Raw genomic sequence first — 19,995 nt, 5'->3', positions numbered from 1 at the left:
TCTCGCTCAGTTGTAAGAGGAGCTGATCCTCCGCCTGATAAGGGAGATAATGGTTCCCTTGGCTTGTTCCACCGTTATCACCTTAGCCCCTATTTTCTCTATAAGGGTGAACCGATCTCCCACCTTGAAGAGGGTATAAGGGGTTTCTTTAAGGAGAAGCGCCTTAGGATATCTCCTTTTTACCGCCTCCCTGTATAATGAGGCGAATTCCTCTGCTTCTTTTTCGGAGTCCCATAGGGTGATGGTGAGAAGGAATGGCTTCCCCTCCTTAGTTTTGTAGGTGAAATACCTTCCTCCTCCCCAGCCGGAAGAACCCTTCCTTGCCTCTTCTTCGGGGAGAAACTGGGATAATACACCGTAGATCCCAAGCTCCCCTAAGGTGTCGCTGTAGATAAGCGGAAAGGAAAGCCCTGGTTTTTTCACCATCTTTGGTGGGTCAAGCCCATATTTTTCCGGATGGATGATCTGTTCCGTTGAGGGGGGCAGATGGGTCAGGAGGTAAACCCAATTCCCTCTTTTATTTTCCTTTTGGGCGTAGCTCCTGATGAAAGAACATCCAGAAAGATAGGGAAAGATGAGCCTGAGCTTCAGGTAGCGGGGAGCATTGGTGAAAGCCTTGTAGCTGGTGAACTGGAGGGAGAGAAGCCCCGCGCTCATCCTGGAGAGGTCCGGTAGCTCGGTGATCTTCTTTCCCGAGATGAATTCAAACATTACCGCTGTTGCTTGTCCCTCGATTACCGATTGCCAGGCGAGGGCGAGATCGTCGTTGTCCTTTGTTTTCTCCTCGAGTTCTTTCAGGCTTATTGTCTGGTCCTGCAGGGCGTGGACGAGCTCGTGGATGACGATTATCCGCTCGATCAAAGGGTCGTAGCCCTTTATCAGAAAGAGCTTGCCTGCCTTCGGGTCGTAATATCCCCCTGCCTGTTCAAGGAGAACGGAGAGGAGAAGCCTCCGCAGGTCCACCCCTTCTGGGATAAGCCCAAGTAGCGCCCAAGAGGTGGATATTGCCTCCGCTTTCTTCGGTGGTAGCTCGGTATCGAGCGTTTTTTTGAGATAATCGAGGAGTTCAGTCCGGCTTTTTTCACCAAAGGAGACCGGATGTTTCAGGGGAAGCCCGGATAGCTCACTCGCCTTGGTAAGAAGCTCGGGTATATTTAGTGAGGGTGTTTCGGCTTTTTTTTCTTGAAACCCGAAAAATATACCGACGATGAGCATTAAGGGCAGGATAAACTTCCATCTCTTAAGGTTCATATTCCCTCCTTTTCCTTAAGAGCTTATTTCATCTTTTCTTCGATTTCAATCCTTAGCTTAAGATGTCGGTGGGGTAGGGGGTATTTTGGGGAGAGTTATGGTGAAAGTCGTTCCCACCCCCTTTCGGCTTTCTACCTTTATGTCTCCTCCATGCTGTTTGACTATGTTGTAGACAATGGAAAGGCCGAGGCCCGTCCCTTTATCTCTTGGCTTAGTGGTGAAGAAGGGATCAAAGATGTGAGGAAGATCCGTCTTTGATATGCCACAGCCGGTGTCGCTTATCTTTATTACCACATTCTCCCCCTCTTTCCTGGTGGTTATGGTTATCTTCCCTTTCTCCTTTATGGCTTGGGCGGCGTTTAGAAGCAGGTTCACGAATACCTGCTCCAGTCTCCCTGCTGCAGAGAGGATCTGGGGGATATCCCCATAGTCCCTTATTACCTCTGCTTTATATTTGATCTCATTATGGAGGAGCGCCAGAGCAGTGTCGAGGCAGGCGTTGACATCAGTGGAGATAAGCTCTCCCCGATCCATCCGGGAGAACTTCCGTAGATCGGAGATAAGACGGATCATCCTCTCTGCTCCTTTAAGCGACTGAGAAGCAAGGAGAGCGATGTCGTCTATTATCTCTTTGAGTTTGTTTTCCCTCAAGAAAGAAAGGGCTTTTTCTCCCTCTTCCTTTCTCTTAGCTTCTATGAGTTTTTTCGCTCCGGATTCGCAAATTGAAACAAGCTCCTCTAAGATCGGTTGGTATTCGGTCAGTGCCCTTAAGTTGGCTGAGATGAAGCTTATTGGGGTGTTCAGCTCATGGGCGATGCCGGCAAGTAGCTGTCCCAAGGAAGCCATTTTCTCCGCCTGAATGAGCTGGTCTTGGGTCTTCTTGAGCTCCTTTAGCGACCGCTCGAGCTCCTTGGTGTATCTCTCCTTTTCCTCTGCGAGCTCCTTCTCTTTGGTTATGTCATGGGAAACGCCCATCACACCGATTACCTCTCCTGCCCGGTTTTTGAGACAGGAGGAGCTTAGATAGGAGTAGAATATCGCCCCATTTTTTCTTTTGTTCACCACCTCGCCTTCGAACCTTCCCTTATTCAGAGTGGCTTTAAAGATCTTTTCTCCCACTTCTTTCTCAGCGTAAAGGATATCGCTGGATTGCCCCAAGACCTCATCCCGGAGGTAGCCGAAGGCTAACTCAGCTGCCCGGTTGAAGGTGACAATACGGCGGGAAAGATCCAGAGTGATGATGATATCGTGGGAGCTCTCGATGATATTCTCTACATAATCGAGTGCTTCCTTGAGCTTATTTTCCAATAGCTTTCGCTCGGTAATATCGGTTATAGTGCCGAAAAATCTCTTTTTCTCCTTTTCCTTCTCCTCTATCACCGCACCCGAGATGAAAGCATAGAAAGTGGTGCCATCCTTTCGTTTAAAGGAGGTTTCAATACCACTGATCTCCCCTTCTTCCGTCATCCTATCTTTTATTCTCTGGTAAATTTCCCTATTGACGGAGTGGTTTAAGAGAACCTTTTTTCTTAATACCTCTTTCTTTGATTGGTAGCCGAAAAGTGAGATAAACCCGGAATTTGCCTCGATTATCCTTCCCTCTTCGTCTGCGATAAACACCCCTTCCCGAACATTCTGGAAGAGGGTGGAATACCTCGCTTCCGTCTCCTTAAGTTTCCTCGTCCTCTCCTCCACTTTCTCCTCGAGCTTCTCCGCATACTCCTTGAGTTTTCTCTCCATCTCCTTGAGATGGGTGATCTCGGTGAGCACGGCGACCGATCCCGTTATCTCCCCCTTTTCATTGTAAAGTGGCGCAGCAGAGATGAGTAGATGGACCCTCCTTCCATCTTTAGTGAACCCTTCCGCCTCATAAGTTGAGGGGAGTCCCTTTAATCGTTTCTTACTCATCTCATTTTTTATTCGCTCTTTGCTTTCCTCGGTGAAGAAATCAAGGGCGCTTCTACCCAAGACCTCTTTCTCCTCATACCCCAATAGCTCGATCAGCTTCCTGTTGAAACCGGTGATCGTTAGATCTCGATTGAGGATTGCCAAACCTTCATTCATCGTGTTTATTATCGTCTGCAACTCCTCTTTTCTTCTCTCTATCTCCTTTGTCCGCTCCTCCACCTTTCGCTCCAGCTGGTGGGCATATTCCTCGAGCTTCATCTCCAACTGTTTCCGCTCAGTGATGTCGGTTATCGTACCTTGATACTCTATGATTCTCCCCGTCTCGTCCCTTATGGCGACGCAGGATTCGAGACAATAGATTATCTTCCCATCTTTCCTCCGATAACGGATCTCGTAGTTCTTTACCGCTCCCTTTTCTCCAAGTATCTTCTTGAATTTCTCCCTTTCCTCAGGAGAGACATAAAGATCCGCTATGTTGACCTTGAGAAGTTCCTCTTTAGAGCTATAGCCGTCTATTCTCACCAGTTCCTCATTCACCTCCTTGAACCTTCCTTCTGGGGTGCTGATGTAGATCCCCTCGCGGAGGTTGTCGAGCAATGAGCGGTATCTCTCCGCCATATATCGCAGTTTATCCTCCAGCTCTTTCTTCTTTCTCTCGAGTTCCATCTGGGTTATCGTTCCTGCTATGATCTGTTTCGCCATAGGGATATCTATTGGTTTGGGGAGATACCCATTAGCCCCCAGATTCAGGGCGGAGATGGCGCTCTCGAGGGAGGCGTAGGCGGTGATGAGGATGATCCCTGCCATAGGAGCAACTTTCTTTATCTCCGGGATGAGGCTAAGGCCATCGGCATCGGGAAGCACTATGTCGAGGAGGATTAGGTCGAATTCCTCCTTCCTTAGAAAGGAGAAAAGCTCATCAGCGGTTCCTGCGGAGTAAACGGAGTATCCCTCAGAAGAGAGGATAGCGCTTAGAGTGGACCTTATCCCCTCCTCATCATCGGCGATCAAGACCTTAGGTTTTCTTTCTTCGGTCATCATTTCTCCCTAAGGGAAGGGAAATAAAAAAGGTCGTCCCTTTTCCCGGTCTGCTTTCGACCCTTATCCTCCCCTTATGTTCCTCGATGATGCGCTTACATATGGATAAACCGAGCCCTACTCCACGCTTCTTAGTGGTGTAAAAGGGCTCAAAGATCGAGGATATCTTCGCTTTTGATATCCCTTCTCCCTCATCGCTTACCGTAAGGATCAATTCCTTCCCTTTGCTCTCCGCACTTATGGTTACCTTTCCCCCCTTGGGCATCGCCTGACAGCTGTTTAGGATAAGATTTACCAAAACTATTCGCAGTTTTTCCGGATCTCCCTTAAGCTTAGGAAGCGATGAAGGTAGCTCCATCTTTATCTCGGCTCTTTTGCATTCCCCCCGTTCCTTGACCACAGATAAGGCATCTGATACCACCTCACCAAGGTTCACCGGGAGAAAAACAGGAGGACGAGGTTTGGCGAAGCTCAGCACATGGGCGATTATCCCATCCGCTATCTTCGTCTCCCGGGATATCATATCGATGAATTTCTTTAGCTCTTCGTCCTCTATTTTCTCCCTCAGGTAATAACAAGCATTGTTTATAACCACGAGCGGGTTTCTCAACTCGTGGCTTATCACCGAGGCTAACTGCCCGAGCACCGCCAATCTCTCCTGCTTTACCAGCTTCTCCTGGGTTTTCTCCAATTCCTTTGTCTTATCCTTGAGGCTTTTGTTTACCTTTTCAAGCTCAGTTACCGTTTTCTCCAAAGCCTCCGATTTCGCTTTTAGGGCAGAAAGGGAGAGGTTCAACTGACTGACCATCAGATTGAAGGCGCGGGCAAGCTCTCCCAATTCGTCATCCCGTTCTATCTCAATCCGCGCATCAAGATTCCCCTCCGCTATCTTCTTTGCTCCAGCGGTAAGCTTTATTATTGGCTTCGTTAGTCTCCTTGCAGTGATCCAGATTATGGTAGCGAAGATGGCGAAGCCTACGATTCCAAAGGTGATAGTTCTTCTCCTAAGGGCGAAGAGAGGAAGAAGGGCTCTCTTCTCGTCCTCCATCACCACCAACCCTAACGAGGCAGAAGGGATGTGGCGGTAAGAGGCTAAAGATTTACCCTCTTTACTCTCCGCCTCGGTTATCCCCTCCTCTCCCTTTGCCGCGGAAAGGGCTAAACTTAATGGTGGTACCCACCCTTCATCCCCGATCTTGATCAGTAGCCCCCCTCTCCTATCAACCAAGATTATCCGGAGCTCCTCCCCTTCTAAATACCGTCTAAGTAAGGGAAGGAGTTCTTTCTCCACATCTACCGGATTAACCATTACGCCATAGATAGCCCCTTTGAGGATGAAGGGTACCGCTATTATCAGCATTGGCTTGTTCTTGGGGCTCTTTCCTTGGGAGAGGATGAGCGGTTTTCTACTTTCTCCTACTCGCTTCAATTGCTTTCCGTATCTTTGGAGAAGACGAAAGGAGGCGGGAGAGGGGATAAGGGGTGATAGTTCTCCGTCTTTTCCCTGGATGAAAAGATAACAATGCTTCTCTAAGTCCCCTAAGTTTAGGTTCTCTTGCTTGATGTTTTCGATATATTTACCACCGAGGATCGCTCCTATTCTCTCTGTTTTCGCCACCGTGCTCTCAATCCAACCTAAGATTATCTTTTTATCCTGTTCCGCTACCAGATTGAGCTGAGAGAAGATGAACCTGGTTATTACCTTCTTTTCTCCCAGATAATAGCTCCCACCAAGGAAGAGAAGGATGGCTAAGAGGATAGAAAGGGAAATGAACAAAACCCTCCCCGTTATCCCCGAAAGAGGGGCGAGAACCCCCCTTTTATCCTTTCCCTTTATCGTCATTGGGGTAAAATCCCCTTTCTTTTCTCCGATCGAGATAGCCCCATCCTCCACTAATATATATAATCGACAAAAGCAGGGAAAGCTTTTAACATTTATGTTTCCCAATAGCGGAATCGATGATGGCCTCTATCAGGACGAGCAAAGAGCTTCACCAAGAGGAGTCCAGCAAGGAAGCCTCCGATGTGAGCGAACCAGGCAACTCCGCCTCCACCGATCATCCCGTTCAAAAGCTGAAGGATGAACCAGAAGCCGATAATGAAGTAAGCAGGAAGGGGAACTATCCGGACGAAGTAGAAGAAAAAGATCAAGGTTAGCACCCGGGCATAGGGGTAGAGGATAAGATAGGCGCCCAATAAGCCGGCGATCGCCCCGCTTGCCCCAACCGTGGGCACCTTGGAGAGGGGGTTCGCTAAGATGTGGGTAAAAGCGGCAGCAAAGCCGCAGATGAAATAGAAGATGAGGAACCGAAAATGCCCTAAGGCATCTTCGACATTATTGCCAAATATCCAGAGGTAAAGCATATTCCCTCCGAGATGGAAAAGCCCCCCGTGAAGGAACATCGAGGTGAGGATGGTTAATCCCGCAGGAATGGGGGATGGAGGGGCAAGCTCCATCCCCTGAGTGAACTCGTAGGGTATCATTCCAAAGCGGAAGATAAACCTTCCCATCCCTAACCCATAGGAAAGCTCATAAAAGAAGATGACGGTGTTCACCAAGAGCAAGGCGATGGTGACATAAGGAGTGGTTTCAGTCGGGTTTTCGTCCTTCAATGGTATCATCTTTTCCGTCCCTTATTTTTAAGCCAACCGCTAAATTTGGGGATGAATCGAGGTACCTCCCTTTTGTATATGAGGTACTCCTCACCAAAACGATGCTCAAGCTCTCGCTCCTCGTAAAAATGGAGTAGAGGAAGGCGGAAATGACTATTCCCCCTGTAATACCCAAGAGACTGGTTGAGCCGAGAAAGAGAGAAGAGCCGAGAGATATCAATATCGCCCCGGCGAGCATTGGGTTCCTCATATAGCAATAGATCCCCTCTCGAACCAGGAGCCTCGTTTTCTTTATCGGATTGGGTGTCCCTTTCCCCTTAACTCCAAGAAGATAGCTGGCAACAAAGGCGAAAACGGTGCCCAATAGCGCCAGAGCTCCGCCCGTTATCTTTAATGAGATAAAAGAAAAAGAAGGAAAAGCGAACCGCTTGTCCAGGGAGAGAGCGAGGAGAGGGAATAAAATAAAAAGGACCGCCCCGGATACTATTAGGTGCACTACCGTAAGGAAAAACCTCATCTCCCCTCCGCTTTTTTAGGATAGCCTATTTTCCTTAAAAAAGCAAGAAGGGAAACCGCCGGGGCGGTTTGGTTACTTCGTTATCTTTCCCTTAGCCATCTCCTTAAGTTCTTGCTTCAGCCTCTCTATCTCAACCAGTTTCTCCTTCATCTTGGTGAGGAGCTCCTTTTGGGTCTTAAGCCCTTCCCCGATGAGGAAGGCAGCACACTCGGATCGGCTTCTGAAGACACCCCCGGCAACCAGGGCGTCGATCTTCCTCAGAGTCTCTACATCGACCCGCACCATCAACACCTTCTCCCTTAACGCCTTGGTGATTACCTCCGCTACCTTTTCCGAAGATTTATCTATCGTTTCCTTGCTTTTCTTGATAAATTGGCTTGTCTTTTCGTGAATCTTATCTTCAAATCTTGCCGCATCCACCATAACTTATCACCCCCTTCTTACAAATTACATATTCCACTACTAAATGTAATCGATTGTACCTCAAATGTCAAGTTTTTTTTCGCCCGTTGACAAAATTAAAGACGATGGATAGGATGAAACGAAGAGAGGAACGACGATAAATGGTAGAGGAGCTATGGGTGGAAGAGGAAAGAGTTTTTTCTAACAGGATCGGTCGGCAGGAGGCTCCAAAAAGAAGGGTTTATCTTCAACGATGAAGGATAAATTAACCGGTACCGATCTTCTCATCCTCTGTATGGTTCTCGTTTGGGGGATAAACTACCCCCTCATCAAGCTGGTACTTTATCAGTTCCTCCCGATGAGCTTCAATATCCTTCGGTTCAGTTTGGCAAGCCTCCTCCTTCTCTTTATAGTGCGGTTGTTTCAACCTAAGGGGTTCAGGTTTAGCCGGGCTGATCTCCCTCGTCTTTTCCTCCTTGCCATCTTGGGAAACACCACCTATCAACTCCTCTTTATCTACGGGATAAATAAAACCACCGCCTCGAGCGCTTCCTTGATTGCAGCAACCATCCCCATCTTCACCGGCATCTTCTCCGCCCTTTTGAGGTACGAACGGATCAGGTTGATAGGTTGGGTGGGGATATCCTGCTCCTTCCTCGGCATCTTCCTGATCATTAAGGGAAAGGGAGGAGGGGACCCCCTTCTCGTTGGGGAAACGATAGGTGATGTGATGATCCTCGCCTCCACTCTATCCTGGGCGTTGTACACGGTGCTCGCCAAACCGATGCTCAAAAAATACCCCCCGCTTATCCTCACCTCCTACGCGATGATCATCGGAACCATCTTCCTTTATCCCTTTGCCATTAGCGATCTTAAGCAGCAAGATTGGGGAAGAATCACCACCTCGGGTTGGCTCATTCTCGGTTATTCCTTTTCCCTCGCCATCGCTTTGGGGTATGTCATCTGGTATCGTGGGGTAGGGAGGATAGGCGGGGTGAGAACAGCCGTTTATTCCAACCTTACCCCAATATTCGCCATCATCTTCTCCTTCCTTATCCTTAGGGAAGAACTTAGTTATACCCAATTGATCGGCGGTTTAGTGGTGGGGTTGGGGGTATATCTGGTTAGATTCCGCAGAGGTATCGAACAGGTTTAACTTTGACCCCTTTTTGCGGTAGAATAGTCTAAAATTGGGGGAGAAAAATGAAACTAAAGATCGGTATCTTGATCTTATCCCTTCTTCTTGCCTCCTCTGCTTTACCTCAGGGGAGCCTCTCCGAGGAGCATAACCGGAAGGGAGCGGAGTTCCTCCGCAAGGGTAAGGTAGATGAGGCGATAGTGGAGTTTAAAAAAGCGATAAAGATAAACCCCTTCCTCAAAGAAGCCCATAATAATCTGGGGGTGGCTTACCTAATGAAGGAGGAGTACGAGAAAGCGGTGAGGGCGATCAAGCTCGCTCTCGAACTCGACCCGAACTACGGGATGGCTCATTACAACCTCGCCATTGCCTACCATAAGCTGAAGGATAATGGGCGGGCGATAACGGAGCTATATGAGACGATAAAAGTGAATCCCGATAACTTTAATGCCTACTACAATCTCGCCTGCTACTACTCCCTGATGGGGAAAATAGACGAGGCGTTTAAAAACCTGAAGAAGGCGCTCGATCTCGGTTACGATAACTTCAAGTTGCTTACCACCGATCCCGATCTTAACAACCTGAGGAAGGATCCGCGGTATCGCAAGCTTCTTCGCAAGAAGGGGATAAAAACCAAACAAAAAAAAGAGGATTGAGGCGTCCGTGGATTACGGTTGGCTTTCCCTTCTTCCTCCGCTAATCGCTATCATCCTCGCCATAAAGACGAGGGAGGTCCTTTTTTCCCTCCTCTTCGGCATTTATATCGGATGGCTGATAGTGGAGCATTGGAATCCTATCCACGCAGCTTCCTCTACAGTGGCGGTATTGCTCAAGGTAACCCGAAAGGAGGGCAATACTGAGGTCCTCGCCTTCAGCTTTCTTGTTGGTGCCTTGATTGCCTTGATCCAGGGTTCCGGAGGGATGGAGGGGTTTGTGAGATTGGTTACGAGAAGAGGATTGGTCCGGGGAAGGAGAAGCGCTGGTATCCTTTCGTTTCTTATTGGTGTTTTCGTATTCATCGAGTCTAACATAAACGCTTTAGTCATCGGCACGGTGTCTCGGCCTATATTTGATCGCCTCAAGATCCCAAGGGAGAAGTTGGCGTATGTCTGCGATTCTACTGCTGCTCCCGTCTGCATCCTCATCCCCCTGAACGCCTGGGGTGCCTATATAATCGCCCTTCTTGCAAACGAGGGGGTAGATAAGCCGTTGTTTTTCCTCCTTCGCTCCATCCCCCTTAATTTTTACCCCCTATTTGCTCTGCTTATCCTTCTTTTTGTGATCCTGACGGGAAGAGATATAGGACCGATGGTTGAAGCGGAGAAGAGAGCGAGAACCACAGGAAAGCTCCTTCGTGATGGAGCAGTTCCCCTTATCTCTGCTGAGGTAACCGCCCTTTCTCCCAAGGAAGGGGTTAAACCGAGAGCAGTAAATATGCTCCTCCCTGTGATAGTGATGCTTGGGATGATGCCGATAAGCCTTTATATAACGGGCAAAGGGGATATAATGAGAGGGGCAGGGGGACTTTCTGTCCTTTGGGCGGTGGCGACAGCGGTTGGGGTAGCTTCTCTCATCTATTTCGGACAGAGAATATTCAACCTTAAGGAAATAAGCTCCCTAATCGTTAAAGGGATGAGGGGAATGATGTCGTTGGTCATCATTCTCGCCCTTGCCTTCGGCATTGGGGAGACTTGTCGCGCTCTTGGTACTGGGGTATATACTGCCTCCCTTCTCTCCAGGGGGCTTCCTCCTTTCTTTGTTCCAGCGCTTCTCTTCCTTACCGCTTGCTTCATCTCATTTGCTACCGGTACTTCCTGGGGTACATTTGCCATTCTTATTCCCATAGGGGTTCCCTTGGTGTCCGCGATAGGAGGGAATCTCCCCCTCATCTTAGCTGCTATCCTTGGCGGTGGGGTGTTTGGTGACCACGCCTCGCCTATCTCCGATACCACCCTTGTTTCCTCGATGGCTTCTGCCTGTGATCATATCGACCATGTGAGGACCCAACTCCCCTATGCGGTGATCGCTGCTTCCATTGCTTTTATACTTTATCTTGTTCTCGGATTTCTGTTCCTTTAAGAGGGATCACGATGGGCGAAGAAAGAAAGAAGAGATTTGGTTGCTTCGGGTATTTTGGGATATTTGTTATCGTTGTGATCATCCTTGGGGTCTTTGCCTTCTACCGGATATTTTTCGTCCCTCGCAATGTGGTAAGGAGTTTCTTAAAATATGTGTCTCAATTGGACTACCAACGGGCTTCCTATTATCTTGCTTCTGATACTAAAATAGGCCAGTTGGACCTCGAGATGCTCGCCAAGCGACTTTCCAAGGGAAAGTGGCGCTTACGGATCCATTCTATCAATATAGCTAATTCCAGGGCGAAGATAGGGGGGGTAATAATAAGGGGTGAGAAGAGAGTGGAGGTGAGCTTCTTCTTGAAATTTGAGAAAGGAAGATGGAGGATAGTGGATTTCGATATTCCCCCGCTCAAGGTCCCGGAAGGAGTGATATAATAGAAGGGGAGGTGATGAGAGGTGCCGGATCCATTCACCCATTTTTTTACGGGAACCCTTATTGCTAAATCTGGCTTTAGAAGCCGGTATGGCTGGGTCGCGATGATGACCCTTATGATAAGTGCCGTTTTTCCCGATATTGATGTATTTTATCGTGCTGGTGGACCATGGGATGCATTACGCCATCATCGAGGACTTACTCATTCGTTCATTGGGGCTTGCGCCTTGTCCTTCTTGCTTGGCGGGGTGATCTATCTCCTTACACCCCTTAAAAGGTTCTGGCTTTTGGTGGGGCTTTCTGCCTTGGGTCTTTATTCCCACATATTCCTCGACCTCCTTACCTCCTGGGGGACCCAGATATTCGCCCCGTTTTCTTCCAAGCGGTATGGCTGGGGAATCATCTCGATAGTAGATCGTTATGTCCTCCTTATTCTTCTTGTCTCTATCTTCCTTTCCCTTAGAGGAGGGAAGAGATCGGCGTTCTACAGCAGGGTAGGTATTGCTGTTTTGGCTTGCTACCTTCTCTTCGCCCTCTTTTTCCATCACAAGGCTTATCAGAAATTGGTAGGAGAGCTAAATAAGGAGGGAATCAGGGTAGTACGGGTTACCCCCTACCCCGCGATGTTCGGCCCAGTAACCCGATGGTATGGGGTGGCAGAGGGGGAGAGGGCGTTCTACTATTTCCCCAGGGTGGATATATTCAAAGGGGGGAAGGATCCCTATAAGGCCTATCCCAAGATCGGGGAAAATAAATATATAAAACGGGCTCTCGCTGATAAGGCGGGCCGCATCTTTCGTTGGTTCGCCGATTATCTCTTCATCGATTACCGCGAGGACGGAAGGGGGAAACACATTGTGGAACTCTGGGCTCTCCGCTTCGGTGGTCCCGGTGGGAAGAGGACGCCATTTCATATAACCCTTATCCTGGACGATAAGGGGCATCTTCTGAAAAAATCGCCAGCACGGTTTTGATCATTAAATAACAATCGATGATACTTTATTACCCCTTTGGCTTGAACCTTCTCCTTGAGGATGCGTTTTTACCCAAGGAAGCTGATTCTTGGATCTCTTTTGGTGAGAAGAGGTAATGAGCGATGAGGGCGATTTTCCTTCTCTTTGAGTTTCTTGGGTTTACCTTACTTCTATCTATTCTCCTTTCTCAATCCTCTTTTTCTCTACTGGCTAAATTGGTAGGGGGGAGGGGCTATCTTCTCGGTCCTTTTGCTTGGCTCTGCTCTGGTTTCGTAACCCTTCTTTTTGCTTGGCTTCTAAATAGAATAAGACGGGGTAGAGGGCTGAAGGAGCTTGGCTTCCATCTTCATAAAGGTTTTTTAGCCGATGTGTGGTATGGGGTTCTTGGGTACGGTTTGATATATATTCTTTCCCTTCCCATTGACCTCGTTGCTTTGTCCCCGAGAGCCAAGATGGCAGGAGAGTTAATTGCTCAGTTGGGATTATCGTCCTCTCTTACCCGGGTTCTCCTCTTAGGTGGTCTTGTGGTCCTCGGTATGGGTTTTTTCACCGGGGCATTCCCTGAGGAGATCAGATTTCGGGGATACTACCAGGGGGTGGGGAGTATGGAGCTTTCCCCCCTTGCCGGTTTTGTCATTGCTTTTATTCCTTTTTCCTTTGGCCATTACTTTTCCCATCCTGAGTGGCATATCAGTCAGGTAGTAGCCACTATCATACCCGGGATCGGTCTTTCTCTTCTTTATAACGCTACCGGCAGTCTGGTGGTTGTTATGACCACCCATACCCTATTGAACTGGATCAGTTTCTATCCTCCGCTCGTTTACGCTGTGACCAAAAACAAAGCCCTTTCCCTTAGCTTGATCTTCGTTTTCGCTCTTTTTTTCATCTTTTTGATCGCCATTAGATGGCAGAAGGAAGTAAGAGAATTCTTCTCCGTCACTTCTAAGATGTTTTCTCAGAAGCCGGTTATAAGTACTCTTCTCGGATTAGGGATAGGAGGAGCCCTTCTTTCTCTGGGCTCTCTTTCTATACCTCATCTTTATTCCGCTTTGTTGGGCGCTTCACTTCTCGGCATCTCATTCATCAAAAGAGACGATAAAGGGAAACCCTGCCTTTGAGGGTGGATTTACTACTGAGGCAGGGGTTGTTTTTAATCTTCGTTGCTTAGGCGCTCGATTATCTTGGGTATCTCCTTTAGGGAGTGGACCCGGGCATCCGGCTCTTCCTCCTCCCCCTTTGGCTCTGGGTAGCGGTCGCGGAAGCGGAAGAGGATGGTTTTCATCCCCACCCTCTTTGCCCCCAGGATGTCGCAGGCTGCCCTGTCCCCTATCATCACCGCCTTCTCCGGAGCTACCCCAAGGGCGGAAAGCGCCTTCTTGAAGGGAAGGGGATCCGGTTTATTCACCCCCACATCTTTGGTGGCGATCACCACATCGAAGTAGTGCTCGATGCCGAGCCTCCTTAGCGCATCGCGGAGCTCTTTCTCCCCCGATTGGTCGGTGTTGCTTATCAAGCCTAAGCGGTATTTCTTCTTCAGTTCCGCAAGTACTTCGTCAGCATACTCCATCTTGGTTAGCTCCATCTCCCAGAGGGGAATGTTCTTGATATCGTCGTACTCCACCATCAGGGTATCACCGAAATCGAAAATGACCGCTTCGATCATAGCCTCCTCCTTGCTGTTTATGAAACCAGGGGATATGCTACCAGAGGCTAAGTTGCTGTGTCAATTGGAGAGCTCCTTTCCCATCCCGAGAAGCAAAAGGGAGAGGGATAACCAGAGGAAAAACACCCCAGCGAGCCCCACCCCGAAAAGCTGGAAGTACCTCATCCCAATTAGGGATAGAGAGACGAAGGATAAGAGAAGAAATATGATCGCGAGGAGACGGTGTTTTTTAGGGGGATTAGTTTTAAGAAGGCCATCACCTATAAGGAAGAAGGGGACGATGGCAAGTGGCGGAAGCTGTCTCAGTTTGATCTCTGGAGATAGAAGGAACATAAGGGGGATAAAGAGCGAGAGCTCAAGGAGGGTTGCCCTTCTTCTTTTTACCAGGGTGAAGAATAATGTGAGGAAGAAGAGAAGGAATTGAGTTAGGCTCGCGATCAACTTAACCGAAGAGGGGGAAAGAGATATAAGATGAATCGAGGGGAAGACCTCTCCCCTCCTGCTGAAAAATCGAGCCAATACCGCATTTAACGATTGGTTGGCAGTGGCGGTGATATCGGTTTTCAGGGCGTAGATGGTTCCTCCGCTTTCTGCTCCCAAGTGAGGTAATATCATCTCCTTGGCGAATTTGAGATTGGTGGTTAAACATCCTCTTACCCCGAGGAAGAGAGAGGGGATTATTAAAAGGAAGAGAAGAAAACCGACGAATCCTCCCATAAAAACCCGCCTTTTCGGCTTTAAAAAGAAGTAAAAGAACAGGATGATGGGGATCACCTTTATCGTTGAAGCGAGGGAAAGAAGTATTCCAGCAGCAAACCCCTTCTCCTTCTCAATAAGACTGAAGGAGATGAGGATAATGAGGGTGATGAGGATATTCACCTGCCCTACCATAAGGTTTTCCCCTACTGCTCCCGCACCGTAGATGATGGTAAAGGCTAAGGGAAGAAGCGAATCCTCGCTCCTCAATCTTAAGAGTAGCCTGAGGGAGAAAAAGAGAAAAACGAGGTTTAAAAGGTACCATACCAACCCCGCCTCCCTCAGGGGAAGTATACTTAATGGTGAGATGAGGATGGCGAAAAGAGGAGGGTAGTTATAGTGCCAACCTCTGCCTGTGGTGAAGGTGTAGAGTTCGTTCGCCATCCCTTTGTTGATGAGCTTTCCTGCCTGGTAATAGACATTGAAGTCGGTTCCTCCGTCTTTTTCTATCCGATGGATGAAGCTTATCCCGAGATAGATGAAGGCTAAGCCGAATAATGCAGCGAAAAGAGGCGAATTGTCCTTTAAAAAAGCGTTTATTCGGAATAACATTTCTTCTTACTCTACTATGGCAGGTTCACTATATCCAGTCCCCGTTTCTATGTCAACCGGCTCTTCCTTGCAATTTATCCTTGGTTGTGCTAATAGCTTAAGGGATGGAGAATAGGGATGAAGATGAAGAAATATCCTCTAATTTTAGCTTTGGTGATTCTGGTTTTTTCTGGGGTGGCTTCTTCCTCCTTCCAGGCGAAGAAAAAGGTTGTAAGGAAGACACCGAGGGAGACGCGGGCGGAAAGGGAGGAATACACCCTTATCAAGGGTCTCATCTCAGACGGTATCTATGACCTCGCGGTTAAGAGGATTGAGCTGTTTCTGAAGGAACATCCGGAATCAAGAAGGGTAGAGGAACTATCTTATTATCTTGGTGAGGGCTACTTCCGCCTTCACCAGTTCGCCGAGGCGGAGAGGGCGCTTTCCTCGTTCCTTGCCAAATTTCCCAAAAGCAGACGGGTGGAGGAGGCTTCCTTTCTCCTCGCTACCACATATCGCCTGCTCGATAAGATTGATCAAGCGGAGGCTAAATTTAAGGAGATAGCGAGAAGGAAAGGTTTCTCCCCTGAGGTGAGGCTCGGGGCGAAGAAGAAACTTGCCGAGCTCTACCTGGCGGAGAAAAGGCTTAAGGAGGCTGTCCCCTACCTCAAGGAGATTTACAAGAAAACGAACGATCTCTCCTATGGAATGAAACTCGCCCGAACCTACTTTGAGTTGAGAGACTACAAGCAGGCTGAGGGGAGTTATCGCTCGCTTGTAGAAAAGAGCGGGGCTGAGCTCGCTAAGGATGTTTTGAAGGAGGCTTACTACCGCTTAGGTCTTATCGCTTACAGGAGGAAGGATTATAAGAAGGCGGAAACCCTTTTCGCTAAAGCGGTGGAGATTGACCCGAATTTCAAGGAGGGGATCATTGCTCTCTCCTGGGCGCTTCATCGGGAGAAGAAGGATAGGGAAGCATATGAGCTCGCCCTCAAGGTGGCGCCGGAGAGGAAGGAAAGCGAGGCGGAGAGGCTTTATCGTGAAGCAAGGGTATTTCTCTTTATGAACGAGCGGGAAGCAGCGATAAAGGGATTTCGTAAGGTTGTCTCTCAATTCCCGAATGAGGAACCAGCGAAAAAAGCACTTATCGCCCTTGCCGATTGTTATGCTAATGAGGGAAGAATCGCTTCTGCCATCGAGGCGATTGAGAGATTCATCAAGATGGAGGATGATCCCGAACCGCTATATCGCGAGTGGTATCGCTTGGGTACGCTTTACTTCAGGAAGGAAGATTACGAGTCCGCCTCCAAGGCTTTCTTGAAGGTCGTTTCCCTCAATGAGCGAGGTGAGCTATCCGATAGAGCGCTGATGATGGCAGCTCAGGCAGAGCTTAAGGCAGGCAGGAAGGAAAAGGCGGTGGCGCTTCTTTCCCGGTTGGTGAAGAACTATCCTCAGAGCGCCCTTTTGGCTGATTCTTATTTCCTTATGGCGGATATTCTCCGTGATATGGGGAGACTCAACGATGCCGCTTCAGGTTATCTCTACATAGCTGACCACTTCCTCGATCGAGAGATAAAGGAGGAGGCGATATTTTCCTCCGGCAAGTGCTACTACGATGCAAGAAGCTGGGATAAGGCGGTTGATCTCTTTACTCGTTTCATCAAGGAGTTTCCCCATTCGGAGCGGATAGCCGAGGCTCACTACTACCTTGGAAAGGCTTATTATGCGGAGGGAAAGTACGAAGCGGGGGTGCTCCATTTCAAGAAAGCGCTCGAGGAGGCGGTCTCCGATGAGGCGAAAAAGCTCTCCCCTGATGCTTTGTTCAACCTGGGTTTTGGGCAGTATAAGATCGGTGCCTATGATGATGCCTGTTCCTCCTTCTCCGAGCTCGCGGGAAAGGGAGGATCCCCCGAATATCGGGCAAAGGGGCTTTACTTCCTCGGGCTTTCCTATCTTGCTTCCGGGAAGCTTAAAGAGTCAAACGATGCTTTAGCTAAGCTCGTCTCCCGCTTTCCTGATAGCGAACTTGCCCAGCATTCCCTCATTATGCTCGGCGACAACTACCTCGCCCTGAAGAATGAGAAGAAGGCGATAGAGGCGTTTAATAGCTTGCTCTCGAAATTCCCCAGGGGAGAGTTTGCTCAGATAGCGGAGAAGAGGCTGAAGGACATCTATTTGACGAAGGGGGACTATCAATCGCTCCTTTCCTCGATCCCTGAGTTCCGCTTTGGGAACCCGGGAAGCCTGACCGATGCCTCCGATCTCCTCGACAAGGCTAATGCCCTTCTCGCCCGGGGGAGGATAAAGCGAGCAATTGCTACCTATAAGAAGCTTCTCTCTCAATTTCCCAGAAGCCCGGTATCCGATAAGGCGAGTTTTGAGCTCGCAGAGCTCTACCGGCGGAGAGGGGTGTACAGCAAGGCGATCCTCTATTATCAGAAGGTGATAACCGACTTTCCAGAGAGCAAGTTTGTCCCTCTCGCTGAGCGGAGGTTGGGCAACATCTACTTTAGAGAGAAGAAGTTCAAAGACGCTATTCCCCACTTCTTGAAGATAGTGAATGATCCTGAATTCGCCAAGGTGCGAGATCGGATCTTCTATCTCCTCGGTTACTCCTATGAACAGCTTGGGGATTTAAGCAGTGCCATCCCCTATTATGAGGCGTTTTTAGCCAATTTAGCCGATCCCAAGGTGATGATAAAGGAGCGGGTGCGCCTCGTGCTCCTTCTTCAGTCGTTCGGACGGTATGAACAGGCAGTTAAAGCCTGTCGCTCGATATTAGCCAATACGAGGAACGAGGAGACAAAGACCGAGGTTCAATTCTACCTCGCTGAGTGTTTAGCCCGGCTGGGAAGAACGGAAGAGGCACTTCTCGAGTACCTCAAGGTGACCTACCTTCATGCAAAAAACCCGATGTGGGCGCTCACCGCCTGTTTCCGCGCTGGAGAAATCTACGAAGGCGAGGGGAAATATGAGGAGGCGATAAAACTCTACCGGAAGGTGGCGAAGAGGTTTAAAGGGAGCAAGAAGGGTGATTACGCCCTGAAAAGGATAAAAGAGCTCAAGGAAAAACTCGCTGAGAAGGGGGAAAAGGGGGGTAATCCTTAACTTTTCTTGACATGGGGGTTATAATAAATCTGGTGGTGATGCAAAATGAGGCTTTCCAAAGATCAGATTGAGCTTCTTTCCTTCGAGATAATAAAACATCTCAAGAAGGAGGGGTTCATCGAGATCTCCAAGGATGAGAAATTGATCTTGGAGAAGGTGGCGAATGTCATCACCGAGGAGCTCTCCATCGAAGATCGATTGAACGAGGAGGTACGGGAGATCCTGAGTAAATACAGCGATGAGATCTGGCGGGAGAACGCCGAGTACCACGAGCTATTCAAGATGGTGAAGGCGAAGCTGGCTAAGGAACGGGGGATAATACTTTAGAGGAGGATGCTCGATGAAGCTGAGTCGGGATAAAGTGGTTCATCTTTCCCATCTCATTGTTGACGCCTTGGCTAATGACGACCGGGTTATCTTCCATCAGCCGAGAAACGATGTGAGGAACGAGATCGTCAAGGTGATAATCGCCGAGCTCAAAAAGGATGAGGAAGCGGAAAAGAGGGCGATGGAGAAGATCCGTTCATTAAAGCGGAACATAGTCGAGGGAAGCCCGGAGTGGGAGGTTCTCTTCCGGCGGTATTATCAGGAGGAGATCTCTAAGTTCGGTAAGGTGGAGGAGTAATACCGGAGATCTCGGAGGGAGTGATGAGGAGAGGTGTTTTTTATCTTTTTCCCTTATTTCTCCTTGTATCTTTCCCCCTTTTAGGACAGCAGTTCTATCATTATGGGGCGAGGGCGAAGGGGATGGGCGGTGCCTTCGTTGCCGTAGTGGATGATGCTACCGCCTACTACTGGAACCCCGCTTCCCTCTCCTTTCTCTACCAGCGGGGGGAGATGCTGTTTACTGCGGGGAGGGAGCTTGTTAATCGAGGACAAATGGTAGAACTTCTCTCCCAAGCCGATGGGTATCTCTCTGATTATCCTTCCTCCCTCTCCCCCGAGCTTGCTGATGTCATTGCTGGACTTTCTTCTCCCTACTCCTCCCTTTCTGGAGGAAGTGGCTGGTCCTGGGTTGTTGGGGGAGGGGGATATTCCTTCGGTGTGCTTTATGGCTCGAATGCTCTTCTCTATCCGATTCCCGATGCCGAAAGGATAAGCGGTGATCCGAGCTCTCCCGACTACATCGGGAACAACGAGACCGTCCTCCGCTACCGAGGATTTAAGAGTAAGGAGTATATCTTCTCTTTATCTCTTCCCCTTCTTCCCGATCTCTTCTTTGGGGCGAATGTGAAGTATATCAAGGGGAGGACTTACCTCCTTGAGGAAAGGTTGCTTGGGGAGTATGAGACCGGACTTTCGGCGAAGGAGCTTTATCATCGCGCTTTTACTGGGAGGGTGGAGGAGGAGGGTTCCTTCTCCTTCGATCTCGGCTTCTTAGCGATTTTAAGCCCTCGGGTTCGGCTGGGGGTGGTGGGAAAGGATGTCTCTAAACCGAGCTTTAAGACCGCCCTTGGTGATAAGCTTGTCCTCAAGCCTCGGTGGCGGGTGGGCTTAGCCGTTCTTGCCACCAGATCCCTTACCATCTCATGCGATTACGATATCACCGAGAACCGCTTTGGGGATGTGGGTCCCAGGATGAGGG

At 49.0% G+C, this 19,995-nt stretch carries 18 protein-coding genes; 10 read left to right on the top strand and 8 right to left on the bottom strand.

Features of this window, described 5'->3' with window-relative positions:
• Window positions 1-6: 6 nt before the first annotated feature.
• The 6 genes from J7L64_07705 to J7L64_07680 all read right to left on the bottom strand — a co-directional run bounded on the left by J7L64_07705 (window position 7) and on the right by J7L64_07680 (window position 7,750).
• Window positions 7-1,251, bottom strand: a complete 1,245-nt coding sequence (locus J7L64_07705) for a hypothetical protein (protein MCD6452226.1) — start codon at window positions 1,249-1,251, stop codon at window positions 7-9.
• A gap of 57 nt (window positions 1,252-1,308) precedes the next feature.
• Window positions 1,309-4,200, bottom strand: a complete 2,892-nt coding sequence (locus J7L64_07700) for a PAS domain S-box protein (protein MCD6452225.1) — start codon at window positions 4,198-4,200, stop codon at window positions 1,309-1,311.
• Window positions 4,175-6,040: a HAMP domain-containing protein gene (locus J7L64_07695; GenBank protein ID MCD6452224.1), complete on the bottom strand. Its 1,866-nt coding sequence runs from the start codon at window positions 6,038-6,040 to the stop codon at window positions 4,175-4,177. Before J7L64_07695 ends, J7L64_07700 begins: the two co-directional genes overlap by 26 nt.
• Before the next feature lie 92 nt (window positions 6,041-6,132).
• The gene (locus J7L64_07690) at window positions 6,133-6,819 is read right to left on the bottom strand and encodes a rhomboid family intramembrane serine protease (GenBank protein MCD6452223.1); all 687 of its coding nucleotides are present in this window, start codon (window positions 6,817-6,819) and stop codon (window positions 6,133-6,135) included.
• Window positions 6,788-7,327, bottom strand: a complete 540-nt coding sequence (locus J7L64_07685; GenBank protein ID MCD6452222.1) for a hypothetical protein — start codon at window positions 7,325-7,327, stop codon at window positions 6,788-6,790. Before J7L64_07685 ends, J7L64_07690 begins: the two co-directional genes overlap by 32 nt.
• Window positions 7,328-7,399: 72 nt before the next feature.
• A complete protein-coding gene (locus J7L64_07680; GenBank protein MCD6452221.1) occupies window positions 7,400-7,750 on the bottom strand; it encodes a hypothetical protein in 351 nt (116 codons plus the stop codon).
• Window positions 7,751-7,982: 232 nt separating this feature from the next.
• Between J7L64_07680 and J7L64_07675 the strand changes: the two genes are divergently transcribed.
• The 6 genes from J7L64_07675 (at window position 7,983) to J7L64_07650 (ending at window position 13,470) form a co-directional block, all read left to right on the top strand.
• The gene (locus J7L64_07675; protein MCD6452220.1) at window positions 7,983-8,885 is read left to right on the top strand and encodes an EamA family transporter; all 903 of its coding nucleotides are present in this window, start codon (window positions 7,983-7,985) and stop codon (window positions 8,883-8,885) included.
• A gap of 47 nt (window positions 8,886-8,932) precedes the next feature.
• Window positions 8,933-9,523, top strand: a complete 591-nt coding sequence (locus J7L64_07670) for a tetratricopeptide repeat protein (GenBank protein ID MCD6452219.1) — start codon at window positions 8,933-8,935, stop codon at window positions 9,521-9,523.
• Window positions 9,524-9,530: 7 nt separating this feature from the next.
• On the top strand, window positions 9,531-10,946 hold the full coding sequence (locus J7L64_07665) for a sodium:solute symporter (GenBank protein MCD6452218.1): 1,416 nt from the start codon (window positions 9,531-9,533) through the stop codon (window positions 10,944-10,946).
• 11 nt (window positions 10,947-10,957) lie between these two features.
• Complete coding sequence (locus tag J7L64_07660) at window positions 10,958-11,380, top strand: hypothetical protein (GenBank protein MCD6452217.1); 423 nt, start codon at window positions 10,958-10,960, stop codon at window positions 11,378-11,380.
• 21 nt (window positions 11,381-11,401) lie between these two features.
• Window positions 11,402-12,352, top strand: a complete 951-nt coding sequence (locus J7L64_07655) for a metal-dependent hydrolase (protein MCD6452216.1) — start codon at window positions 11,402-11,404, stop codon at window positions 12,350-12,352.
• Window positions 12,353-12,474: 122 nt separating this feature from the next.
• Window positions 12,475-13,470, top strand: a complete 996-nt coding sequence (locus J7L64_07650; GenBank protein MCD6452215.1) for a CPBP family intramembrane metalloprotease — start codon at window positions 12,475-12,477, stop codon at window positions 13,468-13,470.
• 32 nt (window positions 13,471-13,502) lie between these two features.
• Here the strand turns inward: J7L64_07650 and J7L64_07645 are convergent, their stop codons facing one another.
• Window positions 13,503-14,015 carry an HAD-IIIA family hydrolase gene (locus tag J7L64_07645; GenBank protein MCD6452214.1) on the bottom strand — a complete coding sequence of 171 codons (513 nt, stop codon included), beginning with the start codon at window positions 14,013-14,015 and terminating at the stop codon, window positions 13,503-13,505.
• A 60-nt stretch (window positions 14,016-14,075) separates the two neighbouring features.
• Entirely contained in the window at window positions 14,076-15,323 is a 1,248-nt protein-coding gene (locus J7L64_07640) for a DUF2029 domain-containing protein (protein ID MCD6452213.1), read from the bottom strand.
• Between the two features lie 117 nt (window positions 15,324-15,440).
• Between J7L64_07640 and J7L64_07635 the strand changes: the two genes are divergently transcribed.
• The 4 genes from J7L64_07635 to traF all read left to right on the top strand — a co-directional run.
• On the top strand, window positions 15,441-18,410 hold the full coding sequence (locus J7L64_07635) for a tetratricopeptide repeat protein (protein ID MCD6452212.1): 2,970 nt from the start codon (window positions 15,441-15,443) through the stop codon (window positions 18,408-18,410).
• Between the two features lie 45 nt (window positions 18,411-18,455).
• The gene (locus J7L64_07630) at window positions 18,456-18,737 is read left to right on the top strand and encodes a DUF507 family protein (protein MCD6452211.1); all 282 of its coding nucleotides are present in this window, start codon (window positions 18,456-18,458) and stop codon (window positions 18,735-18,737) included.
• Between the two features lie 13 nt (window positions 18,738-18,750).
• Window positions 18,751-19,035 carry a DUF507 family protein gene (locus J7L64_07625; protein MCD6452210.1) on the top strand — a complete coding sequence of 95 codons (285 nt, stop codon included), beginning with the start codon at window positions 18,751-18,753 and terminating at the stop codon, window positions 19,033-19,035.
• Between the two features lie 23 nt (window positions 19,036-19,058).
• Window positions 19,059-19,995, top strand: a 937-nt coding sequence (gene traF / locus J7L64_07620; GenBank protein MCD6452209.1) for a conjugal transfer protein TraF, incomplete at its 3' end; no start/stop codon positions are given.

It is taken from the genome of Acidobacteriota bacterium (assembly GCA_021161905.1).
GTDB lineage: Bacteria > Acidobacteriota > B3-B38 > Guanabaribacteriales > JAGGZT01 > JAGGZT01.
This window is presented reverse-complemented; position numbering and strand designations above follow the sequence as displayed.